Annotated in this window: 19 protein-coding genes; 5 read left to right on the plus strand and 14 right to left on the minus strand. The window is 73.0% G+C overall.

Features of this window, described 5'->3' with window-relative positions:
* Window positions 1-127: 127 nt before the first annotated feature.
* The 4 genes from CA984_RS26595 to CA984_RS26610 all read right to left on the minus strand — a co-directional run bounded on the left by CA984_RS26595 (window position 128) and on the right by CA984_RS26610 (window position 2,625).
* Window positions 128-340 (minus strand): heavy-metal-associated domain-containing protein, encoded by a 213-nt coding sequence (locus CA984_RS26595; protein ID WP_086576274.1) that lies wholly within the window; start codon window positions 338-340, stop codon window positions 128-130.
* 37 nt (window positions 341-377) lie between these two features.
* Window positions 378-659, minus strand: coding sequence for a metal-sensitive transcriptional regulator (locus tag CA984_RS26600; protein WP_086576275.1), 282 nt, complete (start codon window positions 657-659; stop codon window positions 378-380).
* A gap of 111 nt (window positions 660-770) precedes the next feature.
* Entirely contained in the window at window positions 771-2,204 is a 1,434-nt protein-coding gene (locus CA984_RS26605; RefSeq protein WP_086576276.1) for an MFS transporter, read from the minus strand.
* 139 nt (window positions 2,205-2,343) lie between these two features.
* The gene (locus CA984_RS26610) at window positions 2,344-2,625 is read right to left on the minus strand and encodes a heavy-metal-associated domain-containing protein (RefSeq protein WP_086576277.1); all 282 of its coding nucleotides are present in this window, start codon (window positions 2,623-2,625) and stop codon (window positions 2,344-2,346) included.
* A gap of 554 nt (window positions 2,626-3,179) precedes the next feature.
* Here CA984_RS26610 and CA984_RS26615 point away from each other — a divergent pair.
* Window positions 3,180-4,844, plus strand: a complete 1,665-nt coding sequence (locus CA984_RS26615) for a heparinase II/III family protein (RefSeq protein WP_086576278.1) — start codon at window positions 3,180-3,182, stop codon at window positions 4,842-4,844.
* Between the two features lie 70 nt (window positions 4,845-4,914).
* On the opposite strand, the gene CA984_RS26620 is transcribed toward CA984_RS26615, so the two are convergent.
* Window positions 4,915-6,366 (minus strand): amino acid permease, encoded by a 1,452-nt coding sequence (locus tag CA984_RS26620; RefSeq protein WP_086576279.1) that lies wholly within the window; start codon window positions 6,364-6,366, stop codon window positions 4,915-4,917.
* A gap of 388 nt (window positions 6,367-6,754) precedes the next feature.
* Between CA984_RS26620 and CA984_RS26625 the strand changes: the two genes are divergently transcribed.
* The gene (locus CA984_RS26625) at window positions 6,755-8,476 is read left to right on the plus strand and encodes a RyR domain-containing protein (protein WP_086576280.1); all 1,722 of its coding nucleotides are present in this window, start codon (window positions 6,755-6,757) and stop codon (window positions 8,474-8,476) included.
* 143 nt (window positions 8,477-8,619) lie between these two features.
* Here CA984_RS26625 and CA984_RS26630 read toward each other — a convergent pair whose 3' ends face one another.
* Entirely contained in the window at window positions 8,620-9,372 is a 753-nt protein-coding gene (locus CA984_RS26630; protein ID WP_242676184.1) for a helix-turn-helix domain-containing protein, read from the minus strand.
* Here CA984_RS26630 and CA984_RS26635 point away from each other — a divergent pair.
* Window positions 9,362-10,204 carry an oxidoreductase gene (locus CA984_RS26635; RefSeq protein WP_086576282.1) on the plus strand — a complete coding sequence of 281 codons (843 nt, stop codon included), beginning with the start codon at window positions 9,362-9,364 and terminating at the stop codon, window positions 10,202-10,204. The genes CA984_RS26630 and CA984_RS26635 overlap by 11 nt on opposite strands.
* 167 nt (window positions 10,205-10,371) lie before the next feature.
* Here CA984_RS26635 and CA984_RS26640 read toward each other — a convergent pair whose 3' ends face one another.
* From CA984_RS26640 to CA984_RS26670, 7 genes are all read right to left on the minus strand, one after another.
* The gene (locus tag CA984_RS26640; RefSeq protein WP_086576283.1) at window positions 10,372-11,304 is read right to left on the minus strand and encodes a UbiA prenyltransferase family protein; all 933 of its coding nucleotides are present in this window, start codon (window positions 11,302-11,304) and stop codon (window positions 10,372-10,374) included.
* Window positions 11,305-11,313: 9 nt separating this feature from the next.
* Window positions 11,314-12,630 carry a cytochrome P450 gene (locus CA984_RS26645; protein ID WP_086576284.1) on the minus strand — a complete coding sequence of 439 codons (1,317 nt, stop codon included), beginning with the start codon at window positions 12,628-12,630 and terminating at the stop codon, window positions 11,314-11,316.
* 55 nt (window positions 12,631-12,685) lie between these two features.
* Complete coding sequence (locus CA984_RS26650; RefSeq protein WP_086576285.1) at window positions 12,686-14,416, minus strand: prenyltransferase/squalene oxidase repeat-containing protein; 1,731 nt, start codon at window positions 14,414-14,416, stop codon at window positions 12,686-12,688.
* Between the two features lie 153 nt (window positions 14,417-14,569).
* Complete coding sequence (ispG, locus tag CA984_RS26655) at window positions 14,570-15,787, minus strand: flavodoxin-dependent (E)-4-hydroxy-3-methylbut-2-enyl-diphosphate synthase (protein ID WP_086576286.1); 1,218 nt, start codon at window positions 15,785-15,787, stop codon at window positions 14,570-14,572.
* A complete protein-coding gene (locus CA984_RS26660) occupies window positions 15,784-17,808 on the minus strand; it encodes a 1-deoxy-D-xylulose-5-phosphate synthase (protein ID WP_086576287.1) in 2,025 nt (674 codons plus the stop codon). The genes ispG and CA984_RS26660 overlap by 4 nt, the downstream gene beginning before the upstream one ends.
* Window positions 17,805-18,725, minus strand: coding sequence for a 4-hydroxy-3-methylbut-2-enyl diphosphate reductase (gene ispH / locus CA984_RS26665; protein ID WP_242676185.1), 921 nt, complete (start codon window positions 18,723-18,725; stop codon window positions 17,805-17,807). The genes CA984_RS26660 and ispH overlap by 4 nt, the downstream gene beginning before the upstream one ends.
* A 163-nt stretch (window positions 18,726-18,888) precedes the next feature.
* Window positions 18,889-19,941 carry a polyprenyl synthetase family protein gene (locus tag CA984_RS26670; protein ID WP_086576288.1) on the minus strand — a complete coding sequence of 351 codons (1,053 nt, stop codon included), beginning with the start codon at window positions 19,939-19,941 and terminating at the stop codon, window positions 18,889-18,891.
* A gap of 401 nt (window positions 19,942-20,342) precedes the next feature.
* Between CA984_RS26670 and CA984_RS26675 the strand changes: the two genes are divergently transcribed.
* Window positions 20,343-21,725: an NsdA family TPR-like regulatory protein gene (locus CA984_RS26675; protein ID WP_086576289.1), complete on the plus strand. Its 1,383-nt coding sequence runs from the start codon at window positions 20,343-20,345 to the stop codon at window positions 21,723-21,725.
* A gap of 168 nt (window positions 21,726-21,893) precedes the next feature.
* A complete protein-coding gene (locus tag CA984_RS26680) occupies window positions 21,894-23,156 on the plus strand; it encodes a 4-hydroxy-3-methylbut-2-enyl diphosphate reductase (RefSeq protein WP_165781418.1) in 1,263 nt (420 codons plus the stop codon).
* Here CA984_RS26680 and CA984_RS26685 read toward each other — a convergent pair.
* Window positions 23,128-24,186, minus strand: a complete 1,059-nt coding sequence (locus CA984_RS26685; RefSeq protein WP_242676186.1) for an MsnO8 family LLM class oxidoreductase — start codon at window positions 24,184-24,186, stop codon at window positions 23,128-23,130. The two genes, CA984_RS26680 and CA984_RS26685, sit on opposite strands and share 29 nt — an antisense overlap.
* Window positions 24,187-24,344 lie beyond the last annotated feature (158 nt).

Here is a 24,344-nt window from a genome sequence, read left to right on the forward strand (position 1 = left end):
GTGGAGGCCTGGTGGCCGTCCGCTGCGGGCGGGGGGCTGACGGAGCCCACGGCACTGCCGGCTCCCAGCGCTCCACCGAAGATCACGGCGAGTCCGAGGACGTAGGCTCCGAGCTTGGCGGGTGCGTTCACGACGGGGTCACCACTTCGTACCCGGCCTCCTCGACGGCGGCCGTGATCGCGGCGGCGTCGGCGGAGCCCTCGCCGTCGACGGTGAGCAGGCCGGTGGCCAGGTCCACCTCGACGCCGGTGACGCCGGGGACGGCGCTGACCTCTTCGGTGACCGAGCTGACGCAGTGGCCGCAGGTCATGCCCTTGACGGTGTATGTGGTGGTGCTCATGACGATCACTCCTCTTATGTATGGATCTGTAAGTCGGTCAGGAACGGACGAGACGGGCGATGGCGTCGGAGGCTTCCTTGACCTTGGCCTCGGCCTCAGGGCCGCCCTTGGCGGTGGCCTCGGCCAGGCAGTGCGCCAGGTGCTCCTCCAGGAGGGCGATGGCGAAGGACTGCAGGGCCCGGTTGGCCGCCGACACCTGGGTGAGGATGTCGATGCAGTACTTGTCCTCCTCGACCATGCGCTGCAGCCCGCGTGCCTGGCCCTCGATCCGGCGCAGCCGCCGCAGATGGTCCTGCTTGGTGTCGCTGTATCCGGCCATTTCCCCGCCTCCGGTCACTCTTGTCTCATCGGTTCATCCGTAACAACACGGTACCCCCCTAAGGTATTCCGGTAGGGGTGGGGGGTACCGTTCGGGAGCAACCCCGGCTCCCTACGCGCCGAGTGACTCCGCTCGGGTGCCTGCGTCCGACTGGGAGGCCGCCCGGCGCCCGCGCATGAGCAGCAGGGTGAGCACGGCGCCCAGCGCCGCCACCGCTCCGGCCCCGATGAAGGCGCCCTGGAAGCCGTCGGTCAGCTTGGGGAGATCTCCCAACTCGGCGGCGCCCCGGGAGGTGGCGATCGCGGTCATGACCGCCAGGCCGAGGGCCGAGCCGACCTGGTAGGTGGTGTTGACGATGCCCGAGGCCAGACCGCTCTCCTCCGGCCGCGCCCCCGACATGGCCGTCATCATCGCCGGGATGTAGGCCAGCGACATGCCGACCGCCGCGACCAGCGACGCGGGCAGCACGTCGGAGGCGAACGCCCCGTCCGGCCGCACCAGGGACAGCCCCGCGACGCCCAGCGCCAGGATCGCCAGGCCGACGACGATGAGCGGCTTGGCGCCGAAACGGCCGAGCAGCCGGGCGGTGACACCGATCATGAAGATCATGATCGCGATGGTCATCGGCAGCAGCGCCGCCCCGCTGGCGAAGGCGCCGTAGCCCAGGACCTGCTGCAGGTAGAGGTTGAGGAAGTACCACATCGGGATCCAGGCCGCCCCCAGCAACGCCATCGCCAGGTTGGCCGTGGCCAGGCCGGGAGTGCGCCAGATGCCCAGGGGCATGAGGGGCTCGCGGACGGTGCGCTGGATCACCAGGAACAGCGCCAGCAGCGCAACCGCCCCGGCCAGTTCCAGCAGCGTGGCCGGTGAACTCCAGCCCTGCCCGGGGGCCTGGACGATGGCGTAGACCGCCAGGGCGATCCCCGCGGTGACCGAGACCGCGCCGAGTACGTCGACCGAGCCGCGCCGGCCCTGGACGGAGGGGAGCAGGGCGGGGACGGCGGCCAGGGTGGCCAGGCCGATCGGGACGTAGACGATGAAGACCCACGGCCAGCTCAGATACTCGGTGATGACGCCGCCGAGGAACACTCCGGCGGTGCCGCCGGCGGGCGCGGCGGCGCCGTACAGGGCCATGGCCTTGCCCAGTTCGCGGGGGTTGTGGCCGAAGAGCATCATGAGCAGGGTCATCGAGGCGGGGGCGATGAGCGCCCCGCCGACGCCCTGGACGGCGCGGCCGCCGATCTCGATCCAGACGTTGCCCGCGGCGGCGGCGACGATCGAGCCGGCGATCAAGATGATCCAGCCGGTGGTGAAGACCTTGCGGGCGCCGAACAGGTCCGACAGCCGCCCGCCGAGCAGCAGCAGGCCGCCGAAGGCGATGACGTAGGCGTTGAAGACCCACTGCAGGTCGCCCTGGGAGAAGCCGAGGTCGCGCTGCATGTCCGGCAGGGCGACGCCGATGATGGAGGTGTCCATGATGACCATGAACTGCGCGGCGGCGAGCACGACGAGTGCCTGCCACCTACGTGGATTGACGGCGTTCATGCCGCACTCCTGGTTTCTCGCGTCCCGCCGGGTGGCAGGATGCGTGGTGGGGGATTGGTGTGATTCGAGTCGGACCGGCCCCGCGGTGGGCGTGCACGCCAATGCACGCCCACCACTTGTTCTCAGGACAAGCTGGTTTTCAGGACACGCTGACCGGTGAGGTGTCCGCCAGCGCGTAACCCGCCCGGTCCACCGCCGCGCGGATCTCCTCGTCGGAGAAGCCCGCCCCGCTGACCGTGACCAGGCCGGTGGCCAGGTCGACCTGGACGCCGGTCACTCCGCCGACGCCGCCGATCTCGGTGGAGACCGACGAGACGCAGTGGCCGCAGGTCATCCCGCTGACCGTGTAGGCCCTGCCTTCAGTGATCTCCACCTGGGCGGAGGCGCTGTCCTGGGTGCCGCACGCACATGCCGTGCACATGGGTTTCTCCTCTCAGATGTACCCCTGTGGGGTATGTCTATGACCGTAACATACCCCTAGGGGGTTCTATTTCTCAAGTCTGGGATTCGCCGCGCAGCGCCGCGGGCGGGCGGGCGGACGTCGGCGGTCACGCGTTCCCCGCCGTCCGGCGCCCCCGGTCCCGCCGGGAAAATCCGGCAGTACCCGATCCCGCCGTGAAAAGACGTGCCGATGGAGAACAACCCCGGGATGTCGCGCATCTAACGGTTCATGATCAGAACGTCGGCCGGGCGCGCGGCGGTCGCCGGGGGCGGCGGCATCCGGCGGCTCCCGTGCGGGTCGCCGAGCGCTCCCGTGCGGCGCCACGGCCCGTGCCGGGACCCGCGGACGCCGGCTCCGAGGGGCCTGCGCCCCCTGCCGTGAACGGGTCGCCGGCCCGGGACGCCGGTCCGGCGGGGCTCTCCGGAGCTCCCTGAAACCTCCCGGTGGGCGAGGGGCCTCGCCCACGGGGAGATCGTGTCCTTCCATGTCGCGAGCGCGCTGGGGCCGCTCGCGCCTTCTAGTGGAGCAATCACTTGCTTGATAAAAAACGAGGGATCATCGGGCCGGGCGCACTCGCCCTGACCTTCCTGACCCTTCTGGCCTGCGGGCCGGTCGAGCTCTCCCTGGCCGACAGCCGGGGCACGGTCACCTGCCGGCCCGGCCAGTTCTCCACCGTGACGGGGACCGACGCGATGAGAGGGCGGGTCGCCTTCGTCGGCCTGCCCCCGGTGGAACTGGGCAAGGACGTCGACTGGCGTGCCGACCCCTACCGGAACCGCTCGTGGGCGCTGAACCTGCACACCCTGCGGTGGATGGGACGGCTGGTCGTGGACTACGAGGCCAACGGGCGGCGCGAATACCTCGACCGGGCGGTCGAGATCGCCAGGGACTGGGTGCGCGACAACCTACGCGGGAAGGCCGGCATCAGCCCGTGGGCCTGGGCCGAGCATCCGGTCGCGCTCCGCGCCCCGGCCCTGGTCTGCCTCAGCGCTCACGTCAAGGACGACTGGCTGGCCGCCAGCCTGGCCGAGCACGCCGAGATGCTGGCCGACGCCGCCCTCTACAAGGGCGGCCACAACCACGGCCTGGACCAGGACATCGCGCTGCTGGGCATCGGCTGCCGCTTCGGCGAGCAGAAGTGGACGGCGCTGGCGCTGCGCCGGATGACCGCCTCGGCCGAGCTCGCCATCGACGCGCAGGGAGTGCTGCGCGAGCAGGCCCCGCGCTACGGGCTCTACGTCCACCAGCGGATGCGCGTCGCGATGGACGAGATCAAGGACTGCGGGGCCGGCATGCCCGCCGAGCTCACCCGGCGGTGGCGGTCGCTGGAGGACTACATCGCCCACGCCACCCAGCCCGACGGCCGCCTGGCGCCCATCGGCGACAGCCCCGCCGACCTGCGCCCCAAGGGGATCTCCCCGGGAGAGGACACCGTGAAGGTGTTCACGGGCGGCTACGTCTTCGGCAGGACCGCCTGGAACGACGCGGACTCGGCCTACTACTCGATCAGGTTCGGTCCCGGGCGCGCGCTCCACGGGCACGAGGACCACCTCGGCGTGACCTACCACGCGCGACGGCGCGACATCCTGGTGGAGGCGGGCTTCCACTCCTACGAGAAGACGCCCTACCAGCGGTGGACGCTCTCGCCGCAGGCTCACAACGTTCCCGTCGTGGTCGGCGCGGACTTCCGGGAAGGTACGGCGGCACGCCTGCTGGGGGAGACCGCCGGCCGTACGCGCCAGTCCTTCCGGCTCGCCGACGAGGCCTACGGCCTCACCCGTACCCGGTCCGTGCTGGTCGAGCACGGCACGGATCTGATGGCCGTACTGGACGCGGTCCCGCCGGGGCGGCAGGTACGCCCGCTGTGGCACCTCGGCCCCGCGCTCAGCGCGACCGCCGCCGGGGACGGCAGGGTGGTGCTGGCCGACGGACGCTGGCGGGCGTCGCTGATCCAGCTGGAGATGCCCGCGTGCAGGCCGATCGGCGGCCAGTCGGTCCGGTCCGGGGAGATCTCGCCCGGTTACCTGAAGAGGATCAGGGTTCCGACGGTGGTCTCCCCGGCGGCGGGCGCCCTGCTGACCGTGGTCGTGCCGGGGGCCGCCGACCCGGAGATCTCCTGTTCCGGTGGGAACGTGCGGGTCCGCACCCCGGACGGCATGGTCTCCTTCACGGCCGGCGTCTCCACAGGACTCTTCTGACGGACTCCCGCCTCCGCCTTCCCGGTCCGGCGGGCCGGGGAGGCGGCCCGGAAGGCGGGTGGCGGCGCGGTCAGCGTCCGTCCGGCGGGACCCCGCCCTCGTGCGCGGCCTGTCCCCTGGCCAGCTCGGAGTGCCGGTAGGAGTATCCGAAGTAGATGACCAGGCCGATCAGGAACCACACCAGGAAGCGCACCCACGTCTGCCACTGCAGGAAGGTGATCAGCCAGAGCGAGAAGACGACGCCGATCGCGGGCACCAGCGGCATTCCGGGGCAGCGAAAGGTCCGCGGCAGGTCGGGCTGCCGGTAGCGCAGCACGATCACCGCCGTGCACACGACCGCGAAGGCGAGCAGGATGCCGATGTTGGTCAGCTCCGCGGCCTCCCGGATGGGGAGGAACCCGGCGATGAACGCCGAGGCGATGCCGACGATCCACGTCACGCGCGTCGGCACGTGCCGCGTCGGGTGCGTCTTGGCGAACCACTTGGGCAGCAGCCCGTCGCGGCTCATCGAGAACCAGACACGGCTCACCCCGAGCATGAAGGTGAACATCACGGTGAGGATGCCGACGATCGCCCCGACCGCGATCACGTCGGCCAGGCGGCTCAGGCCCACGGACTTGAACGCCGTGGAGAAGCCGCTCTCCTTGTCGATCTCCGTGTATTTCTGCATGCCCGTCAGCACCAGGCAGGCCAGCACGTACAGGACCATCGAGATGGCGAGCGAGTACACGATCGCCTTCGGCATGTGGCGCTGGGAGTCCTTGGACTCCTCCGCCGCCGTGCTCATGGCGTCGTAGCCGAAGACGGCGAAGAAGACCGTGGCCGCCCCGGTTATGGCGCCGCCGATGCCGTAGGGGAAGAACGGGACGTAGTTGGCGGAGTTGACGTAGAAGAAGCCGACGATGATGACCATCAGCACCACGGCGACCTTCAGCCCGACGACGGCCGTCTCGAACCGGGCCGCGCTCTTCATGCCGAGGTTCAGCAGATACGCGATGAGCAGGCACAGTATGGCGGCGAACAGGTCGACCCGGTGCCCTTCCCCCGTCCCCGGCGCCCCCAGCATCCACGCGGGCACCTGCGCGCCCAGGTCGCTGATCAGGAACGAGAAGTAGCCGGAGATGCCGATGGCGACGACCGCGACGATCGCGGTGTACTCCAGCAGCAGGTCCCAGCCGATGAACCAGCCCGGCAGCTCGCCGAGGACCGCGTAGCCGTAGGTGTAGGCCGACCCCGCTTTCGGGATGAGGCCCGCGAACTCCGCGTAGGACAGTGCCGCCGCCGCGCTCGCGATCCCGGCGATCAGGAACGACACCACGACCGCGGGACCGGCCGTGCCGTTGGCGACCGTGCCCGCGAGCGTGAAGATGCCCGCGCCGATGATGCCGCCCACCCCGATCGCGGTGAGCTGCCAGAGCCCCAGCACGCGGGTGAGCTGCTCGCTGCTGCCGCCCTCCGGTTCCTCGATGTGTTCGATGGGTTTACGGCGCAGTACGCCCGATCCCGACCGAAATATGGCCATGGCGCATCCTCTCCGCAGACCCCAGCGGACCGGCTTGACCCGATATCGAGTCCAGTGAAGGGCTCTTACCCCGTTTCACCTGGGCCGATGCTGGCGGCATCCGGTCCGGGGCCGGGCTGTCGCCGGCCGCCTCGACGCGCTCGCCGTACCGACCGGTCGGGCGGTCACCGGGACTCCGGGCCGAGGGGCCGGAGCCCACGGCCCCCGGAGGCCACCCGCCGGCCCCTTCCGGCCATCCGGCGGCCAGGTCGCGATCTCCGGACCCCGCTCTTCCATATCCACGTCGCCCGCCGGACCCTCCCATTAGTGTGGAGAGGGTCGATCATTACCGGCTCGGGGCTGTTAAGACGATTACCCACATTTCCATATCGCCATGAGTGAGGCATGAGTGAAGACACCGTTCGCCGCCTTCCGGCTCCGAATCGCGTTCATCTTCCTGGCGGTAGCGGCTTTCGTCCTGGGCTACGTCGGCATGCGGACCTATCTGGTCTCCCGGCCGGAGTTCGCGCGCTCGCCGCTGGACATCGTCTATTACGATCTCCAGCTGTTCGTTCTCGATCCCACCCCTTTCGACGGCATGACCCCGCTGCCGTGGACGCTGGAACTGGCCAGGTTCATCGCGCCCGCCGTGACGGTCTACGCCCTGATCGAGGCGGCGCGGCTCATGCTCACCACCGAGATCCGGCGGATCCGGGCGCGGGAGGCACGGCGGCACGCCGTGATCTGCGGGGAGGGGCCGATGGCCCGGGGGCTGGTCGAGAAGCTGCGCGCCGCCGGGCGTGACGTCGTGGTGGTCACCTCCACCCACGTCACCGTCCTGGACGACCCTCGCGTGCTCCAGGTGGTCGGCGACGCCCGCACTCCCGCCGTGCTCAAGGCGGCGGGAGTCGGCAGGGCCGAGGTGCTCTACGCCTGCGAGCAGGACAGCTCCACGAACACGGGGATCGCCCTGGCCGCCCACAGGGTCAGGCGGTCCGCGGCCGGCCCGCTGGCGGCCTACGTCCTCATCTCCGACCCCGACCTCTGCGCGGCCCTGCGCGCCCGGCGGCTGGGCGTGGTGGATCCGCCCGGCCTCCGGCTGGACTTCTTCAACCTCGACGAACTCGCCGCCCGGGTGCTGCTGGACCGCGATCCCATCGACGAATGCCTGCCCGTCACGCTTGTCGGCCTCGACGGCTTCGGCAGCGCGCTGCTCGTCGGGCTGGCCCGGCGGTGGCGGCTACGGTCTCCGCAGTCCCAGCCGAGACTGCCGGTAACCGTCATCGACGCGGACGCCGACGCGGCGCTGTCCGCCATACGCCGGAGGTGCGAGTTCATCGACTCCGTCCTCGACCTCACGACCGTCCACCCCCGTCTGCTCGACTCCGGCGGACACATCCCCGCCGACGTGCCGCAGCGGGTGTACGTGTGCTACCGCGACGAGGACCTGGCCCTGAAGACCGCGCTGACCACCCTGCGGCTGTGGACCAGGTCGCCGCGCTCGCTCGTGATCCGGGTCGAACGGCAGGGCATGTTCGACCAGGCCTTCCAGGGAGTGAGCCTCCTGGAGGACCTGGCCGGCCTCCTGCGGGTGTTCGCCGTCACCGAGGAGGCCGGTGATCCGCGTCTGATCGCCGAGGACCTCATCGAGCAGCTGGCGCGGACCATCCATGAGAACTACGTCTACGACTGCCTCACGAGCGGAGAGTCGCCGGAGACCAACGACTCGCTGGTCGCCTGGCCGAAGCTGCCCGAGAGCCTGAAGAGGGCCAATCGCGGCCAGGCGCAGGACATCGGCCGCAAGCTCAAGGCCGTCGGGGCCGTCCTCGCCTCACGGGTGGACCCCGGACTCGGGTTCGCCTTCACCGAAGCGGAGATCGAGCGGCTCGCCGCCATGGAGCACCGGCGCTGGATGGACGAGCGCGCCGCGGAGGGCTGGGCCCACGGCCCCTCCCGCGACACCGTCCGCAAGCTCCACCCCGACATGGAGGACTGGGCCCGCCTCCACGAATCGGCCAAGGAGAAGGATCGCAACGTCATACGCCATCTGCCCGCCGTGCTCGCCATGGCCGGTTTCCAGATCGTCCGCCTGGAGGGGGCCGCCCCGGAGGCCCCGCGGAGCCCCCTTTGAGCGCGGGGTCCCCCCGGCTTCTCCGCGGCGCCGTACTTCCCGGCGCATGCCCGGTTCACGGTCCTGGTGGCCGGCTCCGGAAGTTCTCCGGGGGGTGACGCGACGGTCGGTCGCGAGGTGCGCGGACCGCTGGAGGAGTGCGATCACCGCGGTCGGCGGGGCAGCCCCAGCTCGCCCGCGCGCAGCCCGGCCTGGAAGCGGGAGCCGGCCTCGAGACTGGCCATCAGCTCGGCCACGCGCCGCCGGTAGGTGCGCAGCGAGACGCCGAGCCGTTTGGCCGCCGATTCGTCGGTGAGCCCCGAGCCGAGGGCTTCGAGGATCATGCGGCCGTCGGCATCGAGCTGGGGGACGTCGCTGCGCAGATAGGTATCGAGATCAACAGCGCTGTCCCAGATCGCCCGGAACAGCGAGTGGACGCCGTCGACCAGGATCTGCGACGTCGTCACGGTGTACTCACGGCCGGTGGGGGTCTCCCGGCCGGCGAGGATCATCACCCGCCGGTCGATGAGGATGGTCTCGTGCGGCAGTGGCGAGCCGCTGATCCGGACCAGAGCCCCCTTGCTCCGCACCAGCCGTAGGTGCGCGCGGGCCTCCTCCTCGGCGAGCGCCACCGGGCTGAGCAGCTTGCGGGAGGTGAGGCCTGGGGAACCCGTGGCGCGCATCCGGTTCAGGACCGCTGACCTGGCCTCCGGCTGCGACCAGGTCCTGAGGTCCCGGGCGGCGCACAGGAACTCGGTGCGCGCGGACTCGAAGAGATGACCGGCACGCGCGATCAATTCCGCGTCCCCTCGGACGGAGAACACCTGTTCGTTCCGCACCCCGCCAGTCTGGCAGCAAACTGCCACGAGCTCGCCGGGCGTCGTGGCGGCGGCCAGCATGAGCCTTATGACAACCAAGACTTTCTCCCTCGGCGGAGACCTGACCGTCAACCGGCTCGGCTTCGGTGCGATGCGCCTGGCGATGAGCACCTTCGACGGCCCGCCGCGAGCCCCGGAGAGCGGCGTCGCGGTGCTCCGGCGCGCCGTGGAGCTGGGCGTGAACCACATCGACACGGCCGGCTTCTACGGCAGGGGAGCGGTGCGGGCCAACGAGTCGATCCGTACGGCATTGACCCCCTACCGCGACGACCTGGTGATCGCGACGAAGGTCGGGCCGCTGCTCGGGCCGGATGGCGTGCCGAGCGGGCAGGCGTCGCCTGATCAGCTGCGCGGCCTGGTCGAGGCGGATCTGCGCTCCCTCGGGCTGGACCGGCTCGACCTGGTCTACCTGCGGGTGGGCGGGATGACCGGGCCGGGTGGCGAGTCGATCGCCGAACGGTTCGCGGTACTGGCCGAGCTCCGGGCGGAGGGGCTGATCCGGCACCTGGGCGTCAGCAATGTCGACGCCGCCCAGTTCGCCGAGGCCCGGGCGATCGCGCCCGTCACGGCGGTGCAGAACCGGTACACCGGTGACATGGGGCTGCTCGCGGAATGCGAGGAAGCGGGTATCGCGTACGTGCCGTACTTCCCGCTCGGCGGTGGCCGCGGCCCACTCGACGCCGAACGGCTCGGCAAGGTCGCGGCACGCCTGGGCGTGACCACAGCGCAGGTCGCGATCGCCGCGCTGCTGGCGGCGTCGCCGTCGGTGCTGGCGATTCCGGGCACCGGTTCTCTCGATCACCTGGAGGAGAACCTCGCGGCGAACGACCTCGACCTCAGTGACGAGGACCTGTCCGACCTGCGAGGCTGACGGGCCGACATGGACAACGGCTCCTCGTCCGGGAGCGTCACGGCGTCAGCGCCGACACCGGCCTGTCCGAAACGGACGCCCCTCGGAAGGCCGGAGGGCGCGGTCGTCCGTATCCGGCCGGGCCGGTGCCTGGGCTTCGGCATGTCCCGGATTCAGACCGCGGCGGTTCATCCGGCCACCAGGGGGATCACCACCAGCAGCAGGTCGGCCGCCAGGACCATGGACAGGCTCCGTTTGCGCATCGTCCTCTCGTCGGGGAGGTTCTCGTCGGAGATGCCGGGCAGCAGGCCGAGTTTGTCGATGAGGAAAGCGGCGCAGGCCGCGACGCCCAGGAGCGACCACACCGGGCCGTAGAGCCACCACAGGCCCCACCCGGCGAGCACGAGCGCGCCCGCCGTGGCCGCGCAGGCCACCAGCAGGGAACGGTAGGCGCCGTGCCGTACGGCGGGAGGGCGGTCACCGGCGGCGGCGTCTCCGGCCAGGTCCGGGATGGACCACCACAGCGAGCGTCCGAACAACAGCACCGCCAGGCCGGCGAACACCAGCCAGACGGGCGCCGGGACGTCGGGGCGGAGGGCCGAGTAGGTCGACACGCAGGGCAGGAAGGCGAAGGTCAGGGCGAAGTAGGCGGGGTTGGCGAAGCCGCGCCGCTTCAGGCGGACGGGTTCGAGGTTGTAGAGCAGGTGCAGGACGATCGCCAGTCCCACGCCGATCGCCACCGCCGGGCGGCCGAGCCCCACCGAGACCGCGGTCGCCAGCGCCAGTGCCAGCGTCTTCTCGATCGCGGCGCACCGGAAGGCCACGGCGGGGCTGAGCCGCCGGGTCGCGGTGGCGATGCTGTCCTTCCCCCGCGTGTGGGTGTCCGCGCGGATGTCCAGCGCCGCGTTGAGCGGATTCTGCGAGACGACGGCGAGCAGGTTGGCCAGGAGAGTGACCAGTACGGGCACGGTGAACAGCTGCCGGGGGTCGGTCACCGCGAAGCAGGCGCCCCAGAGCACATGACACGCGTACACCGCCGGGAAGGGGTATTCGAGCCGGTGGATGCGGATCAGCGCCCGTCCCCGGGTCATCGGCCGGCTCTGCGTGGCCAGCGAGGTCATGCGTCCACCTCATCCCTCGGTTCTCGTCACGGAGGCGCCCGCGGCCGTCCCGGCCCGCCGGGGGCACCCGCCGACCGCCATCCTGAGCGGCCCGGGACCCATGGCGGGCCCCCGCAGGTTCGGCACCCCGGCCTCGGGGTTGAGGCAGCGGAGAGCGTGCCGGCGCAGCACCGCCGCGACGACCATCCGCATCTCCAGCATGGCCAGGTTCGCGCCGAGGCACCGGCGGGTCCCTCCGCCGAAGGGGAGATACTCCTGGGCGGATCTCCGCGTGTCCAGGAACCGCGCGGGATCGAAGCGCCACGGGTGCGGGTAGGCCTCCGGGTTGCGATGGGCCAGGGCGATGCACGGGGTGAGGCGGGTGCCCGCAGGCATGGACCGGCCGGCCATCCGCCGGTCCGCGGTGAGCATCCGGTTGCCGGCGACCGTGGCGGGGGGAGAGATCCGCAGGGCTTCCTGGCACACCGCGTTCAGCAGGGGGACCCTCTCGGCGGTGGAGCCGTCGTCGCCGGTCGCGGCCAGCTCCTCCTGGACGTCGTGGCGGACGCGGTCGTCGCGGTGCAGCCAGAACAGGGTCCAGGCGATCGCGGACGCGGTCGTCTCGTGGCCGGCGAACAGCAGCGACACCAGCTGGTCGGAGAGCTCCTCGTCGCCGACGGGGCCGAGGGGCTCGCGTCCGGCGGACAGCCGTGCGGCGAGCGTGGACGGTCCCGCGGCCGCCATCGCGGGACGCGCGGCCTCCAGGAGGCTGTGGACGATCTCCGTCCTGCGCCGCCGGAAGGTCCGCCACGGCGACGGCAGCGGTCCGGGCACCCGCAGGTGGCGGTAGGCGAGGGTACGGGGCCGGGATCCGAGCGTGTACTCCACCCACCTGGTGAAGGGGCCGAGCGTCTCGTGCCCGGCGTGGCCGAGCACGATCTGCCCGATGATCCGGAGCGTCAGGTCGCGGGTCCATTCGGGCAGGCAGAACACCTCGCCCGGGACCAGCCCGTCCAGTGCGGCGTCCACGGCGTCGCGGATGGTGCCGTGGTAGGCGGCCAGCTGACGCCCGCGCAACGCCGTACCGACGACCTTGCGGTAGGCCGCGTGCCGCGGCCCGTTGGCGAAGAGCAGGGAGTGGGCGCCGACCAGTGGTCCCAGGGTGTCGCTGCCCTTCAGGACCATCTGCTGCTCGGAACGGAAGATCTCGCCGACGGTCTCGGGGTGCCAGACCAGCAGTCGCGGCTCCGTCGCCGAACCTAACTCGACCATGCCGGTCCCGTCGGCGGCGTGGGCGTCCAGGAACGACCGGGTGCGCAGGGCGAACCGGTATCCGTTGAGGTTCACGCCACCACCCCCTCCGCGCCTGCCGGGGGAAGAGCACCGGGTGCGAGGGATGCCATCACTGCCTCTCCAGGATCCGGGTCCGGGCCAGGGTGCGCGCGGCCAGCGTCTCGGCCCGGACGACCGCGACGGGGGCGTAGAGGTCCTTGTCGTGCCACAGGGGCGGGTACCGCCGGGCGTCGCCTCGGTGACCGTGGCCGTCGTGCCCGCCGTGGCGCCCATGGTCACGGCGTCCGCCGGGTGCGTCGGGCGTGTCGGGTGTGTCGGGTCCGCCGTGGTCGTCGGGTCCGTCGTGGTCGTGCCGGGCCGGGCCGTCCTGCGCGGCGAGGAAGGCGTCGCCGCGCAGCACGGCGTGGCGCACCGCGCCGTCGTCGCGTGCGGGGGCCCGCAACAGGGTCTGCATCGCGTACGCGGTCTCCTCGGACGTGCCGGACCACAGGCCCCATGACCCGTCGTGGCGCTGGGTGCCGAGCACCCATTCGGTGGCCGCGCGCAGCGCCACGGCGGATGACGCGTCCCCGTGGCGGGCCAGAGCCGAGACGCTGCAGACCGTGGCGTAGTAGGGGGAGGCGTGCCATTTGTCGATCCAGCTCCCGTCGGGCCGCTGCTGCCCGTGCAGCCACCGGGAGATCTTGCCGATCGCCCGCCGGTAGCGGGCCCGATCCGCCGCGCCGGCCTCGTGGTCTCCGAAGGCCATCAGGATGTGGGCGTTGGTGCTGGTGGAAGGGGTGCGCTCGGCGGCGAAGCAGCGGAAATGCGTATCGGACTCGTAGGCCCAGAGACATTCCGGGGACCGTGGCCTGCCGATGAGCGCCAGAGCGTGGAGCGCCCCGGCGGTGTCGTCCGAATCGGGCGGCAGGCCCGCGCCGGCGGGCACGCCGAGGTCGCCGAAGGCGGCGTGCAGGCTGTGGCCCAGCTCACGGGGCGGCGCGGTGCCCGGGAACGCCTCGGCCAGGGCCGACAGCACCCATGCCCGCTCGAAGACGCCGATCGGCGTCACGCCCGGGACCGGGCCGCCGTGCCGGGCCTGCACGGTGTGCAGGTATTCGATCGCGCGCCGCCGCTCCGTGCCCGCCCCGTCGCCGTCCCCGGCCCCCAGCCAGGCGGCGGTGGCGGCCGGCGAGCAGCCCACGGCCCCGTCGACGGGGCGCACCTGGGGAGCCTGTACGGCGGTGCCTCCCAGTGCCTCCAGGGAGTGCCAGACCTTCGGGGGCAGCGGGTGACCCTGCCCGGCGGCGTGGCGGAGCCGGTCGAGGGGGGCGGAGTCCCATCCGTCGGGTGTGTGGAGGCGCCCCGAGCCCTGCCAGGCGTCCAGCCCGGTGACGGGGTGCTTCTCCAGCGCGTCCAGGTGCTGGTTGATCTCGCCGACGAGCCAGGGGATGAGGAACTCCGCCCCGATGGTGTCCGGAAGGACGGCCCTCGACCGGGGGTCCAGCCGTGCGAACAGCGCGTGCAGGCCGCGGTGCGCGGCGCCCGCGACATCGCCGTGGCCTGGTACGGCCCGCTCGCCGGGCCGGGCGGCGCTCGCCACCGTGAGCAGGGCCTCGACCGCGCTGAGGGTGGGGACCAGCACGTAGGGGCCCGGCCCTCCCCAGGTGCCGTCCGGGTTCTGGCAACCGGTCAGGAACTCGATCCGCCGCCGGTGGCCGCTCAGCCACGGCGCCGACGCCACCAGCCGGGCCGTCTCGTAGACCGAGGCGGTGACCTGGCCCATGGGATCGACGGCGATCTCGGCGAGAAGGGCCTGGGGGGAGACTCCGGCGGGACGTGCCGTACGCGTGGTGCTCATCCGTTCCTCCGAGGGGGTGGGGTGCTTCGGGGCCGGCGCTCACGGCTCCGGCGGCGGGCTGCGGGGCCGGTACGGTGCTGTCCTCCGTACCGGTGAGACGGGCGGCCGGCGCTGTCGGGGCCGGCTCACAGGTCTGGCGCTCTCAGATCCGGCTCACAGGTCTGGAGCGCTACCGGAGGGCCCCGGGACGTCGTCGCCGGCCTCCGCCTCCGCCTCCGCCTGCTCGGCAAGGCGCGTCGCCTCCTCGACGAGAGCTTCGATGATCTTCGATTCCGGGACGGTGGCGACGACCCGGCCGCGGACGAAGATCTGGCCCTTGCCGTTGCCGCTCGCGACGCCGAGATCGGCCTCGCGGGCTTCGCCGGGTCCGTTGACGACACAGCCCATGACGGCCACCCGCAGGGGCAGGGGGAACCCGTCGAAGGCGGCGGCGACCTGGTCGGTGAGCCGGTAGACGTCGACCTGCGCCCGGCCGCAGGAGGGGCAGGAGACGATCTCCAGCCGGCGCGGCCGCAGCCCGAGGGACTGCAGGATCTGCGTCCCGACCTTGACCTCCTCCACCGGCGGGGCGGACAGGGAGACGCGGATGGTGTCGCCGATGCCCTCGGCCAGCAGGACGCCGAACGCGGTGGCGGACTTGACGGTGCCCTGGAAGGCGGGACCGGCCTCGGTGACGCCGAGGTGCAGGGGGTAGTCGCAGGACGCGGCCAGCACCCGGTAGGCGGCGATCATGGTCAGCGGGTCGTGGTGCTTGACGGAGACCTTGAGGTCGGCGAAGCCGTGCTCCTCGAACAGGGAGCACTCCCACAGGGCCGATTCGGCCAGCGCCTCGGGAGTCGCGCTGCCGTACTTGGCCAGTAGCCGCCTGTCGAGGGAGCCGGCGTTGACCCCGATCCGGATCGGGATCCCGGCCGCGCCGGCCGCCCGGGCGATCTCTCCCACCTTGTCGTCGAAGGCCCTGATGTTGCCGGGATTGACCCGGACCGCGGCGCAACCGGCATCGATGGCGGCGAAGACGTATCTGGGCTGGAAGTGGATGTCGGCGATCACCGGGATGGTGGATTTCCTGGCGATCTGCGGCAGGGCGTCGGCGTCGTCCTGGGACGGTACGGCGACGCGGACGATCTCGCAGCCCGCGGCGGTGAGCTCGGCGATCTGCTGGAGGGTGGAGCCGACGTCGGCGGTGACGGTGGTGGTCATCGACTGCACCGACACCGGGGCGTCCCCGCCCACCGCGACCGTGCCCACCTGGAGCCGGCGGGTCACCCGGCGCGGCCTGAGGACGGCGGAGGCCGGGGACGGGGAGGCGGGCCGCGAGGCCGCGGGCGGGGCGCCGGTACCGGGCATGCCCAGGAGGACGGGGGCGCTCATGACCATCCTCCGATCGGCCCGGCCCCGCGCGCCGGTGCGGGGACCGGTGCCGTCGGCCGGGAGGCGGCCGGGTGCGCGCCGGCGTGGGCGGGGCCGGGTCCGGGATCGGCCGGGCGGTCGGGGACTCCCAGGTGAACGGCTTCCAGCACGGAGGCGGTGATCGAGCGGTGGTCCAGGCCGGCGGCGGCCAGCAGGTGGGCGCGCTCACCGTGGCCGACGAACTCCCTCGGCAGGCCGAGGGTGCGTACCGGCGTCGTCAGGCCGGCGTCGGCGCACGCGGTGGCGATCGCCGTGCCGACGCCGCCGGTACGCAGGCCGTCCTCCGCCGTGACCACCAGATGGTGCGTGGCGGCCAGCTCGACCAGCACCGGGGAGACCGGCGTCACCCAGCGCGGGTCCACCACCGTCACACCGACCCCGTGGTGACGGAGCTGCGCGGCGGCGGCCACGCACGGTCCCGCGAGCGGCCCGACGGCGACGAGCAGGGCCTGGTCGCCGGTATGGGACAGCACGTCGACGCCGTCCGGACCGCCGAGCCGCCGTGTCGCCGCGATGTCGGGACCGGCGCTGGCCTTGGGATAGCGGACCACGGTCGGCCCGCCGTCATGGCCGACGGCCTCGTGGAGCAGCTCGCGCAGCCGGGTCGCGTCACGGGGGGCGGCGATCCGCAGTCCGGGGATCATGCCGAGCAGCACCAGATCCCACATGCCGTGGTGGCTGGGGCCGTCCGGTCCGGTGATCCCGGCCCGGTCCAGGACGAACGTGACGGGGAGCCGGTGCAGGGCGACGTCCATCAGCGCCTGGTCGAAGGCCCGGTTGCAGAAGGTCGCGTACATCGCCACGATCGGATGCATGCCGTTCAGGGCGAGTCCCGCGGCGCAGGCGACGGCGTGCTGCTCGGCGATGCCGACGTCGAAGAAACGGTCCGGGAACCTGGCCGCGAACTCGGCCAGCCCGGTCGGGCCCGGCATCGCCGCCGTGATCGCGACCACGCCGGGATGTTCGGCGCCGATCACGGTCATCTCGTCGGCGAACAGCGACGTCCACGACGGCGGCGCCGCGCCGGCCGCGTCGCGCGGGCGGCCGGTGGCCGGGTCCAGCACCCCGATCCCGTGCATGTGGTCGGCCCTGTCGTTCTCGGCCGGGCCGTACCCCTTGCCCTTGACCGTCACCGCGTGCACCACCACGGGCCGGCGCAGGGCACGGGCCTGACGCAGCGCTCCCTCCAGGGCGCCGATGTCGTGACCGTCGACCGGCCCCAGGTAGGAGAAGCCCAGGCTTTCGAACACGTTGGGGCCGTCCGGCCGGGGGGAGGGGTTCCCGGAGTCCCGGCCGGGCCGGCGCAGGGCGGCGAGGTGGCTCGCGAGCCCGCCGACGGTGGGGGCGTAGGAGCGGCCGTTGTCGTTGAGCACGATGATCGCGGGGCGGCCGGGCGCGGCGCCGAGGTTGTTCACCGCTTCCAGTGCCAGGCCGCCGGTCAGCGCCCCGTCCCCGATCACCGCCACCACATGCCTGTCCGTGTGGCCGCGGAGCTGGAAGGCCCTCGTCAGGCCGTCGGCATAGGACAGGGCGGTCGAGGCGTGGGAGTTCTCGACGATGTCGTGGACCGACTCCGCCCGGCTCGGATACCCCGACAGGCCGCCGGCCTGGCGCAGCCGGTCGAAGCCGCCCTGGCGGCCGGTGAGGATCTTGTGTACGTAGGCCTGGTGGCCGGTGTCGAACACGATCGCGTCCCGGGGCGAGGCGAACACCCGGTGCAGCGCGATGCTGAGCTCCACCGCTCCCAGGTTGGGCCCCAGATGACCCCCCGTGGCGCTGACCTTGTCAACCAGGAACCGGCGGATCTCACCGGCCAGTTCGGGCAGCCGGTCCGGTGGCAGCCGGCGCAGGTCGCCGGGGCCGTTGATCCGCGGGAGGAGGCCGCTCGTGATCGTCGTGCCTGTGCCGGCGAGGCCGGTCGGCGTTCTCGCGGCGGAGGCGGCGTCCGGGGCCGCGTGGGGGACGGCGATGTCAGCGCTCATGGCGTACGCACTTCCTTAGGCGGGGCGAAGCGGACGGTTTCGGTGGTGTGGCGGTGCTCCCGGACCCGCAGCGGCCCCAGACCGCGGAGAAAGGCGATGACCTCCTCCACCAGGTGGTGCGGGGCCGAGGCGCCCGCGCTCAGGCCGATCACGCGGGCCCCGCGGAGCCATCCGGGTTCGATGCCGCCGGCGTCGTCGATCAGGTAGGCCGGGGTGCCCTGGCGCCGGGCGAGCTCGACCAGCCGTACCGAGTTGGAGGAGTTGACCGATCCGACGACCAGCACCAGGTCGGCGGCGGCGGCGATCCCCGCCACGGCGTGCTGCCGGTTGGTGGTGGCGTAGCAGATGTCGTCGCTGCCGGGCCCGGAGAGCGCCGGGAACCGGTCCCGCAGCGCTTCGATCACCTCGGAGGTCTCGTCCACGGCCAGGGTGGTCTGAGTCAGATAGGACACCCGGGCGGGGTCGTCGACCTCCAGGGCGGCCGCCTCGGCGGGGGTCTGGACCAGCACGCTCTGCCGGGGCGCCTCGCCGAGGGTGCCCTCGACCTCCTCGTGCCCGGCGTGCCCGATCAGCACGACGGTGTCGCCACGGGCCGCGAAGCGCCGGGCCTCGACGTGCACCTTGGTGACCAGGGGGCAGGTGGCGTCGACCACCCGCAGTCCCTTGCGGCCGGCCTGCGCCCGGACCGCCGGGGAGACGCCGTGCGCGGAGAACACCACCGTCTCCCCGTCGGGCACCTCGTCGAGCTCCTCGACGAAGACGGCGCCGCGCCGCCGCAGATCGGCGACCACGTGAACGTTGTGCACGATCTGCTTGCGGACGTAGACGGGGGCGCCGCGGTCGGCCAGGACGCGCTCCACGGTCTCGATCGCCCGCTCGACGCCGGCGCACAGCGAGCGGGGTGAGGCCAGCAGCACCGTCCGGACGGAGCCGTCTACGGGCGGGCCCTGCGCGGATGATCTGCCGGTCGGCGGTCCGTTCATGGGCACTGCGTCCGTGGGCGGTCCGTCGGCCGGTGGTCCGTTCATGGGCGGTCCGCCTGCGGGCGTCGTCGTCGCGGGCACGTCGTCGGCGGCCATGTCAGCGGTCCCGCCGGATGATCAGCTGGGCCAGCAGGCGGAGGTCTCCGGCCGCTCCCGGGGCGGGGTCGGCCTGCCGCAGGCAGGCCAGCGCGGCGGCGAGGTTGGCCTCGGCCTCCCGCTGTGCCCAGGCGCGGGCACCGGCCGCCTCGACGAGGTCGGCGGCATGGGCGAGGGACCGCTCGTCCAGGATCCGGTCGTCGTGGTACAGCTGGGCCAGCCGCTCGCCCGCGGGGGTGCCCGAGGTGAGGGCGGCGACCACCGGCAGGGACTTCTTGCGGCCGGCCAGATCGGAGAAGACGGGTTTGCCGGTGACCGCGGGATCCCCCCAGATCCCCAGGAGGTCGTCTGTGAGCTGGAAGGCCAGTCCGAGATGACGGCCGAACCGCCCGAACAGCCCGGCACGGTCCTGCCCGGCGCCGCCGGCCAGCGCACCGATCTCGCAGGCGCAGCCCAGCAGCGCCCCGGTCTTGCCCGCGGCCATCTCGACGCACTGGGCGAGGGTGACGTCGGTGCGGGTCTCGAACGCCAGGTCGGCGCTCTGTCCCGAGCACAGCCGCAGCAGCGAGCCGGTCAGCACCCTCAGGGCCGGGCTCCCGGCGAGCAGGTCCAGGGCGAGCGTCAGCAGCACGTCGCCGGCCAGGATGGCCTCACCGACCCCGAACACCGACCACGCGGCAGGTCGGTGCCTGCGGGTCAGGTCGCCGTCCATGATGTCGTCGTGCAGCAGCGAGAAGTCGTGGACCAACTCCACCGCGACCGCCGCGGGCACCGCCGCCCGCACGACCTCCGCGTCCTCGCCGCCGGCCGCCCACGCCGACGCCAGGACCAGCGCCGGCCGGACCGCCTTGCCGCCGCCCTGTCGCGGGCGGCCTTCGGCGTCCCACCAGCCCGCGTGGTAACCGGCGATGTGGCGGATCTCCTCCGGCAGGCGGTCCACCGCGCCGCGGTGAGCCGGTCCGGCCAGCTCCTGGGCCGCGGCCAGTACCTCATGTGCCGATCGCGTGGTGCTGTCGGTGAAGCCGAGCACTGGTGCGGTCGTCACCACACTCACCTCTTTCCTGCTGTCCTGTTTTCCGGGTTTCCGGGCGCCGCCTGAGCGGTATGAGCGGACGCGGCCGACGCCGCGTCCCTGCGATGAAGGGCAGGCTCACTTCCAGTACGGCCGCCGCCGCAACGTCTCGGAACCCCCCGGCGCCGGGGGAGTGGTTTCATTTGCCGGCCGTGTTTCACGCCGGTGACCGAGGCCGCGGAGCGCGCCCGCGGCCCGCCGGCGGACGGAAAGGAGAAAGGCGGGAAACCATACGGCGGGAGCGGTGTCCGCGGCCGTCGCCGCAGGTGGAAGCGGTGAGCCGGCCGGCCGTTCCAGGGCGGGCGCCCACCGGCGGCCGGCCCGCCCGGTCCCGTACCCGAGAACGGAGGACTATTGTCGCCGCGCCGGGTGAGAGGACCCGGATGGCGACAGGACACCGACCCAACGTCCGGCTGCGGGCGCTGCTGACCGAGACCGGGTGGACCGGCCAGCAACTGGCCGGCGCGGTGAACGATCTCGGCGTCGAGGCGGGGGTGACACTGGGGTACGGCCGGGCGGCGGTCGCGCACTGGCTGGCGGGCATGCGCCCGCGCCCTCCGGTGCCGGATCTGGTCGCCGAGGCGCTGTCGCGCCGGCTCGGGCGTCCCCTGACCGCCGCCGCGATCGGCCTGGCGAGGCCGGAGCGGGAGCCCCGCGCCCCCGCCGGAGCCGATGCCGGCGGCGCGACCTGGTGGGAGGCGGACGCCCTGGCCGGGCTGGTCGAGCTGCACGCCGGGCCCCGGCCCGGCCGGCGGCGGGTGCTGGAGGAATGCGTCTACAACCTGGCCGCGCTGTCCGTCCCCGGCTGGGCCGACGCCACGGTGGCGGCGGTGACCGTCGGCGGCGGCCGCGATCCGGCGCCGCGGATAGGCGCCCCGCAGGTGGAGGCGGCCGCGGCGATGGCCCAGGTGTTCTCCTACACCGACACGGCCTTCGGCGGCGGCCAGGCCCGCCGGGCCCTGTCGGGGTATCTCGCCGTGGACGTCGTGCCGTGGCTGCGGTGCCGGATGAGCTCGGCCACCCGCCACAGGATGCTGTCGATCGCCGCGGAGCTGACATACCTGTGCGGTTTCATGTGCTTCGACGAGCAGCTCCACGGCGCCGCGCAACGCTACTACCAGGCGGCCCTGAGGCTCGCGGCCGAGAACGGCGACGCGGTCGGTTACGCGGTCACCCTGCGGGCGCTGTCGGTTCAGGCGTACACCCTGGGACACCACCGGCACGCCCTCGACCTGGCCGAAGCGGCCCTGTCGGGCGTCCCGGCGGGGATCGAGCCCGGCACCCGGGCCTTCCTCCACGGGCAGGCGGCCGTCGCCGCGGCCGCGAGCCGGAGCGAGCGCCGCGCCGCGCTGACCCATCTCCGCGCGGCCGAGCACCACCTGGATCACGCCGCCGCCACGACGGGGACCGGCGCGGAGACGGTGGGGGCCTACCATCAGGCGTCCCTCGCCCACCAGCACGCCGCGGTGCTGACCGCGCTGGAGGACCGGCCCGCCGCCGTCGAGGCCCTGACCACCTCCATACGTCACCGCCCGGCCACCGAACGCCGGGCCCGCGCACTCACCTCCGCCACCCTGGCGGTGCTCTACCTCGACCAGGGGCATCTGGAGCAGGCCGCGGCCACCTGGCACACCTTCCTCGACGACTACCCCCATCTGAGCAGTGGACGGACCCGCGCCGCCCTGGTGACGCTCAAAGCGCGGCTCCGTCCCCACCAGCGCAACACCCTCGCCAGAGGGGTGCTGCAGCGCGCCGCGGCCATGTGAACCGGCGGCGGACGCGTGTACCGGCCCGCGCACGGGGAACCCATGGCCTGGCGGGCCGCGCGAGCCCGCACCGAACCCGAATCGGAACCCGAACCCGAATCGGAACCCGAACCCGAACCCGAATCCGGCGCCGGTGGCTCGGCCTCCGGCACGACCGAGGACACAGCCTTGAACAGGACCAAGATCCGGGAACGTTTCGCCTGCCAGAAGGTACCCAGGGGAGGCGTGGTCGTCGCCTCCTCCTTCGGCCACCCCGACCGGGGGGTGATCGAGTGCCCGGCCGCGCCGGCCCTGGGCGCGGGGCTGGCCCGCGACGGGCTGCGCGTGCGCTACGCGCCGTTGACCGCGCACCCGGCCGACCGGCCCGCTCCCCCCGGTGGCCGCATGCTCGCCGTCTCCTACCTCGAACGCGACGGCCGTGCCGCCGGGATCGCGGCCGCCGTCCATCCCGACGATCATGCCGCCGTCGAGGCGGTCGGCGATGCGATGGGGCGGTGGGAGGCCGCCATGCGCAGCCGCCGCGTCCTGCTGGCCGGCACCCGGCCGGCCTGTCCCGGTGCCCGGCGGGCCCTGGAGATCACCCGGGACGCGGCCGGCGGCGGCCAGGCGGTGGTCAGCTACGGCCCCGTCACCGACGACCCCCACCAGACCGGGGCCCTGGCCCGCGAGGGCGTCACCACGGTCACCGATCTCGACCGGCTCCCGGAGGGGGCCGGCGTCGTCTTTCCCGCCCACGGCGTGTCCCTGGCGCTGCGCGCCGAGGCCGCCGCCCGTGGTCTGACCATCATCGACGCCACCTGCCCCCTGGTGGCCGCGGCCCACACCGAGGTGGCGCGCTTCACCGAACGCGGCGACCTCACCGTCGTGATCGGCAGGTCCGGTGACGCCGCGGTCTCCGGCATCCTCGGCCAGGCCCCGGAATCGACCGTCCTGGTGGAGAGCGTCGCCGACGTGGAGCGGCTCCGGCCTGCCGATCCGGAGGCGATCTCCTACCTGGTCCAGACCGGCATCCCCGTCGAGCAGGCCACTCCCGTCGTCGCCGCCCTCCGGGCCCGCTTCCCCGCCCTGCGGGGTCCCGACCCCGGCGACTTCTGCTACCACGCCTCCGACCGAGCGAGCTCCGTCGCCGCCGTCACCGGTGCCAGTGATCTCCTGCTCATCGCCGCGGGGCCACACTGCCCGGACGCCCGGCACGTCGTCCGCCTCGCCGGGACGGCCGGCGTCCCGGCGCAGGTCGTCACCGGCATCACCGACCTGTGCCCGGAACGGCTGCGGGGCGCCGCCACCGTCGCTCTCACCAGCGCCCGGTCGGCTCCGCCCGGGCTCTCCGAGCAGATCGTCATGGTCCTGTCCGGCCTGGGGCCTCTCAGCGTCGTCAACCGTCAGGTCACCAGCGACATCGTCACCGACCGGGCGCGCACGCGAGCGTGACCGGGGGAGGGGCGGGCGCGCCGGCACCGGCCAGGCGGGCCAGGCGGCGGTAGGAGTCGAGCCGCTCGCCGTGGTCGAAGGTGTTCATCGTGACCAGCACCTCATCGGCGCCGCTGCGCTCGACCAGCTCCAGCACCGCGGCCGCGACCTCGTCCCTCGTGCCGTGGATCCGTCCCCGCAACGCCTCCTCGAAGAGGGCGCGTTCCCGGTCCGTCATGTCCGTGGAGAGGATCTCCCCGGCGGGGGTGAGCGGGGGGAAGACCCCGTGGGTGCGGGAGAAGGCGGTCGCCCACGCCTCGGGCATCTGCAGGCGGCGGGCACGCTCGGCGGTCTCGGCGACCGCGATGTCGGCCGCGACGACGACGTACGGCCGCGACGACCAGGCCGAGGGCCGGAAGTGCCCGCGGTAGCGGGCGATCGCCTGCAGCGCGCGCTCCCGGCCGCCTGCCACCGCGATCACCAGCGGCAGGCCGTACTCGGCGGCGATGTCCGCGCCGGCGCCCGTGGCGAGCACGTACGCGGGCACCCGCAGACCTTCCGCCGGAAGCGCGTGCACGCCCGGATGCGCCTTCTGGTCGCCGGTGAAGTAGCCGAGCAGCTCGGCCAGCCGGTCGCCGAAGTCCTCAGCGTCGCGCTTGTCGTGGCCGAGCGCGCGCCGGATGCCGCCGGTGAAGCCGACCGAACGGCCAAGGCCCATGTCGATACGGCCCGGGTAGAGCGATTCGAGGACGCCGAACTGCTCGGCGACGACCAGCGGCCGGTGGTTGGGGAGCATCACGCCACCGGTGCCGACCCGGATGCGCGAGGTCGCGGCGGCGACGGCGGCGGCCAGGACGGTCGGCGCCGAGCCCGCCACCCCGGGCACCCCGTGGTGCTCCGCGACCCAGAAGCGGTGGTACCCCAGGGCTTCGGCCTCCTGCGCGAACCTCACGGTGTCGCGCAGGGCCTGCGCGTGGTCATGCCCCCGGCGGGTGAGGGAGCGGTCCAGGATCGAGAACCGCGTCGCCTGAAGTGCTGCGTTCACCTTCACTTCAACATCCTCGTCCTGCGGGGATTCCCCGGCCGGCTCCCGGAGGCCCCCGGACGCGCGTGCCTCGCGCTGCTCTCCGGACATCCGRACGGGATCGTGAGCACGGAGGAGGCCGGGCGGGCCTCCACGCCGGCCGGGATCAGGCGGTCGCCGGGGGC

It is taken from the genome of Streptosporangium minutum (assembly GCF_002149035.1).
GTDB classification, from domain to species: Bacteria; Actinomycetota; Actinomycetes; order Streptosporangiales; family Streptosporangiaceae; genus Streptosporangium; species Streptosporangium minutum.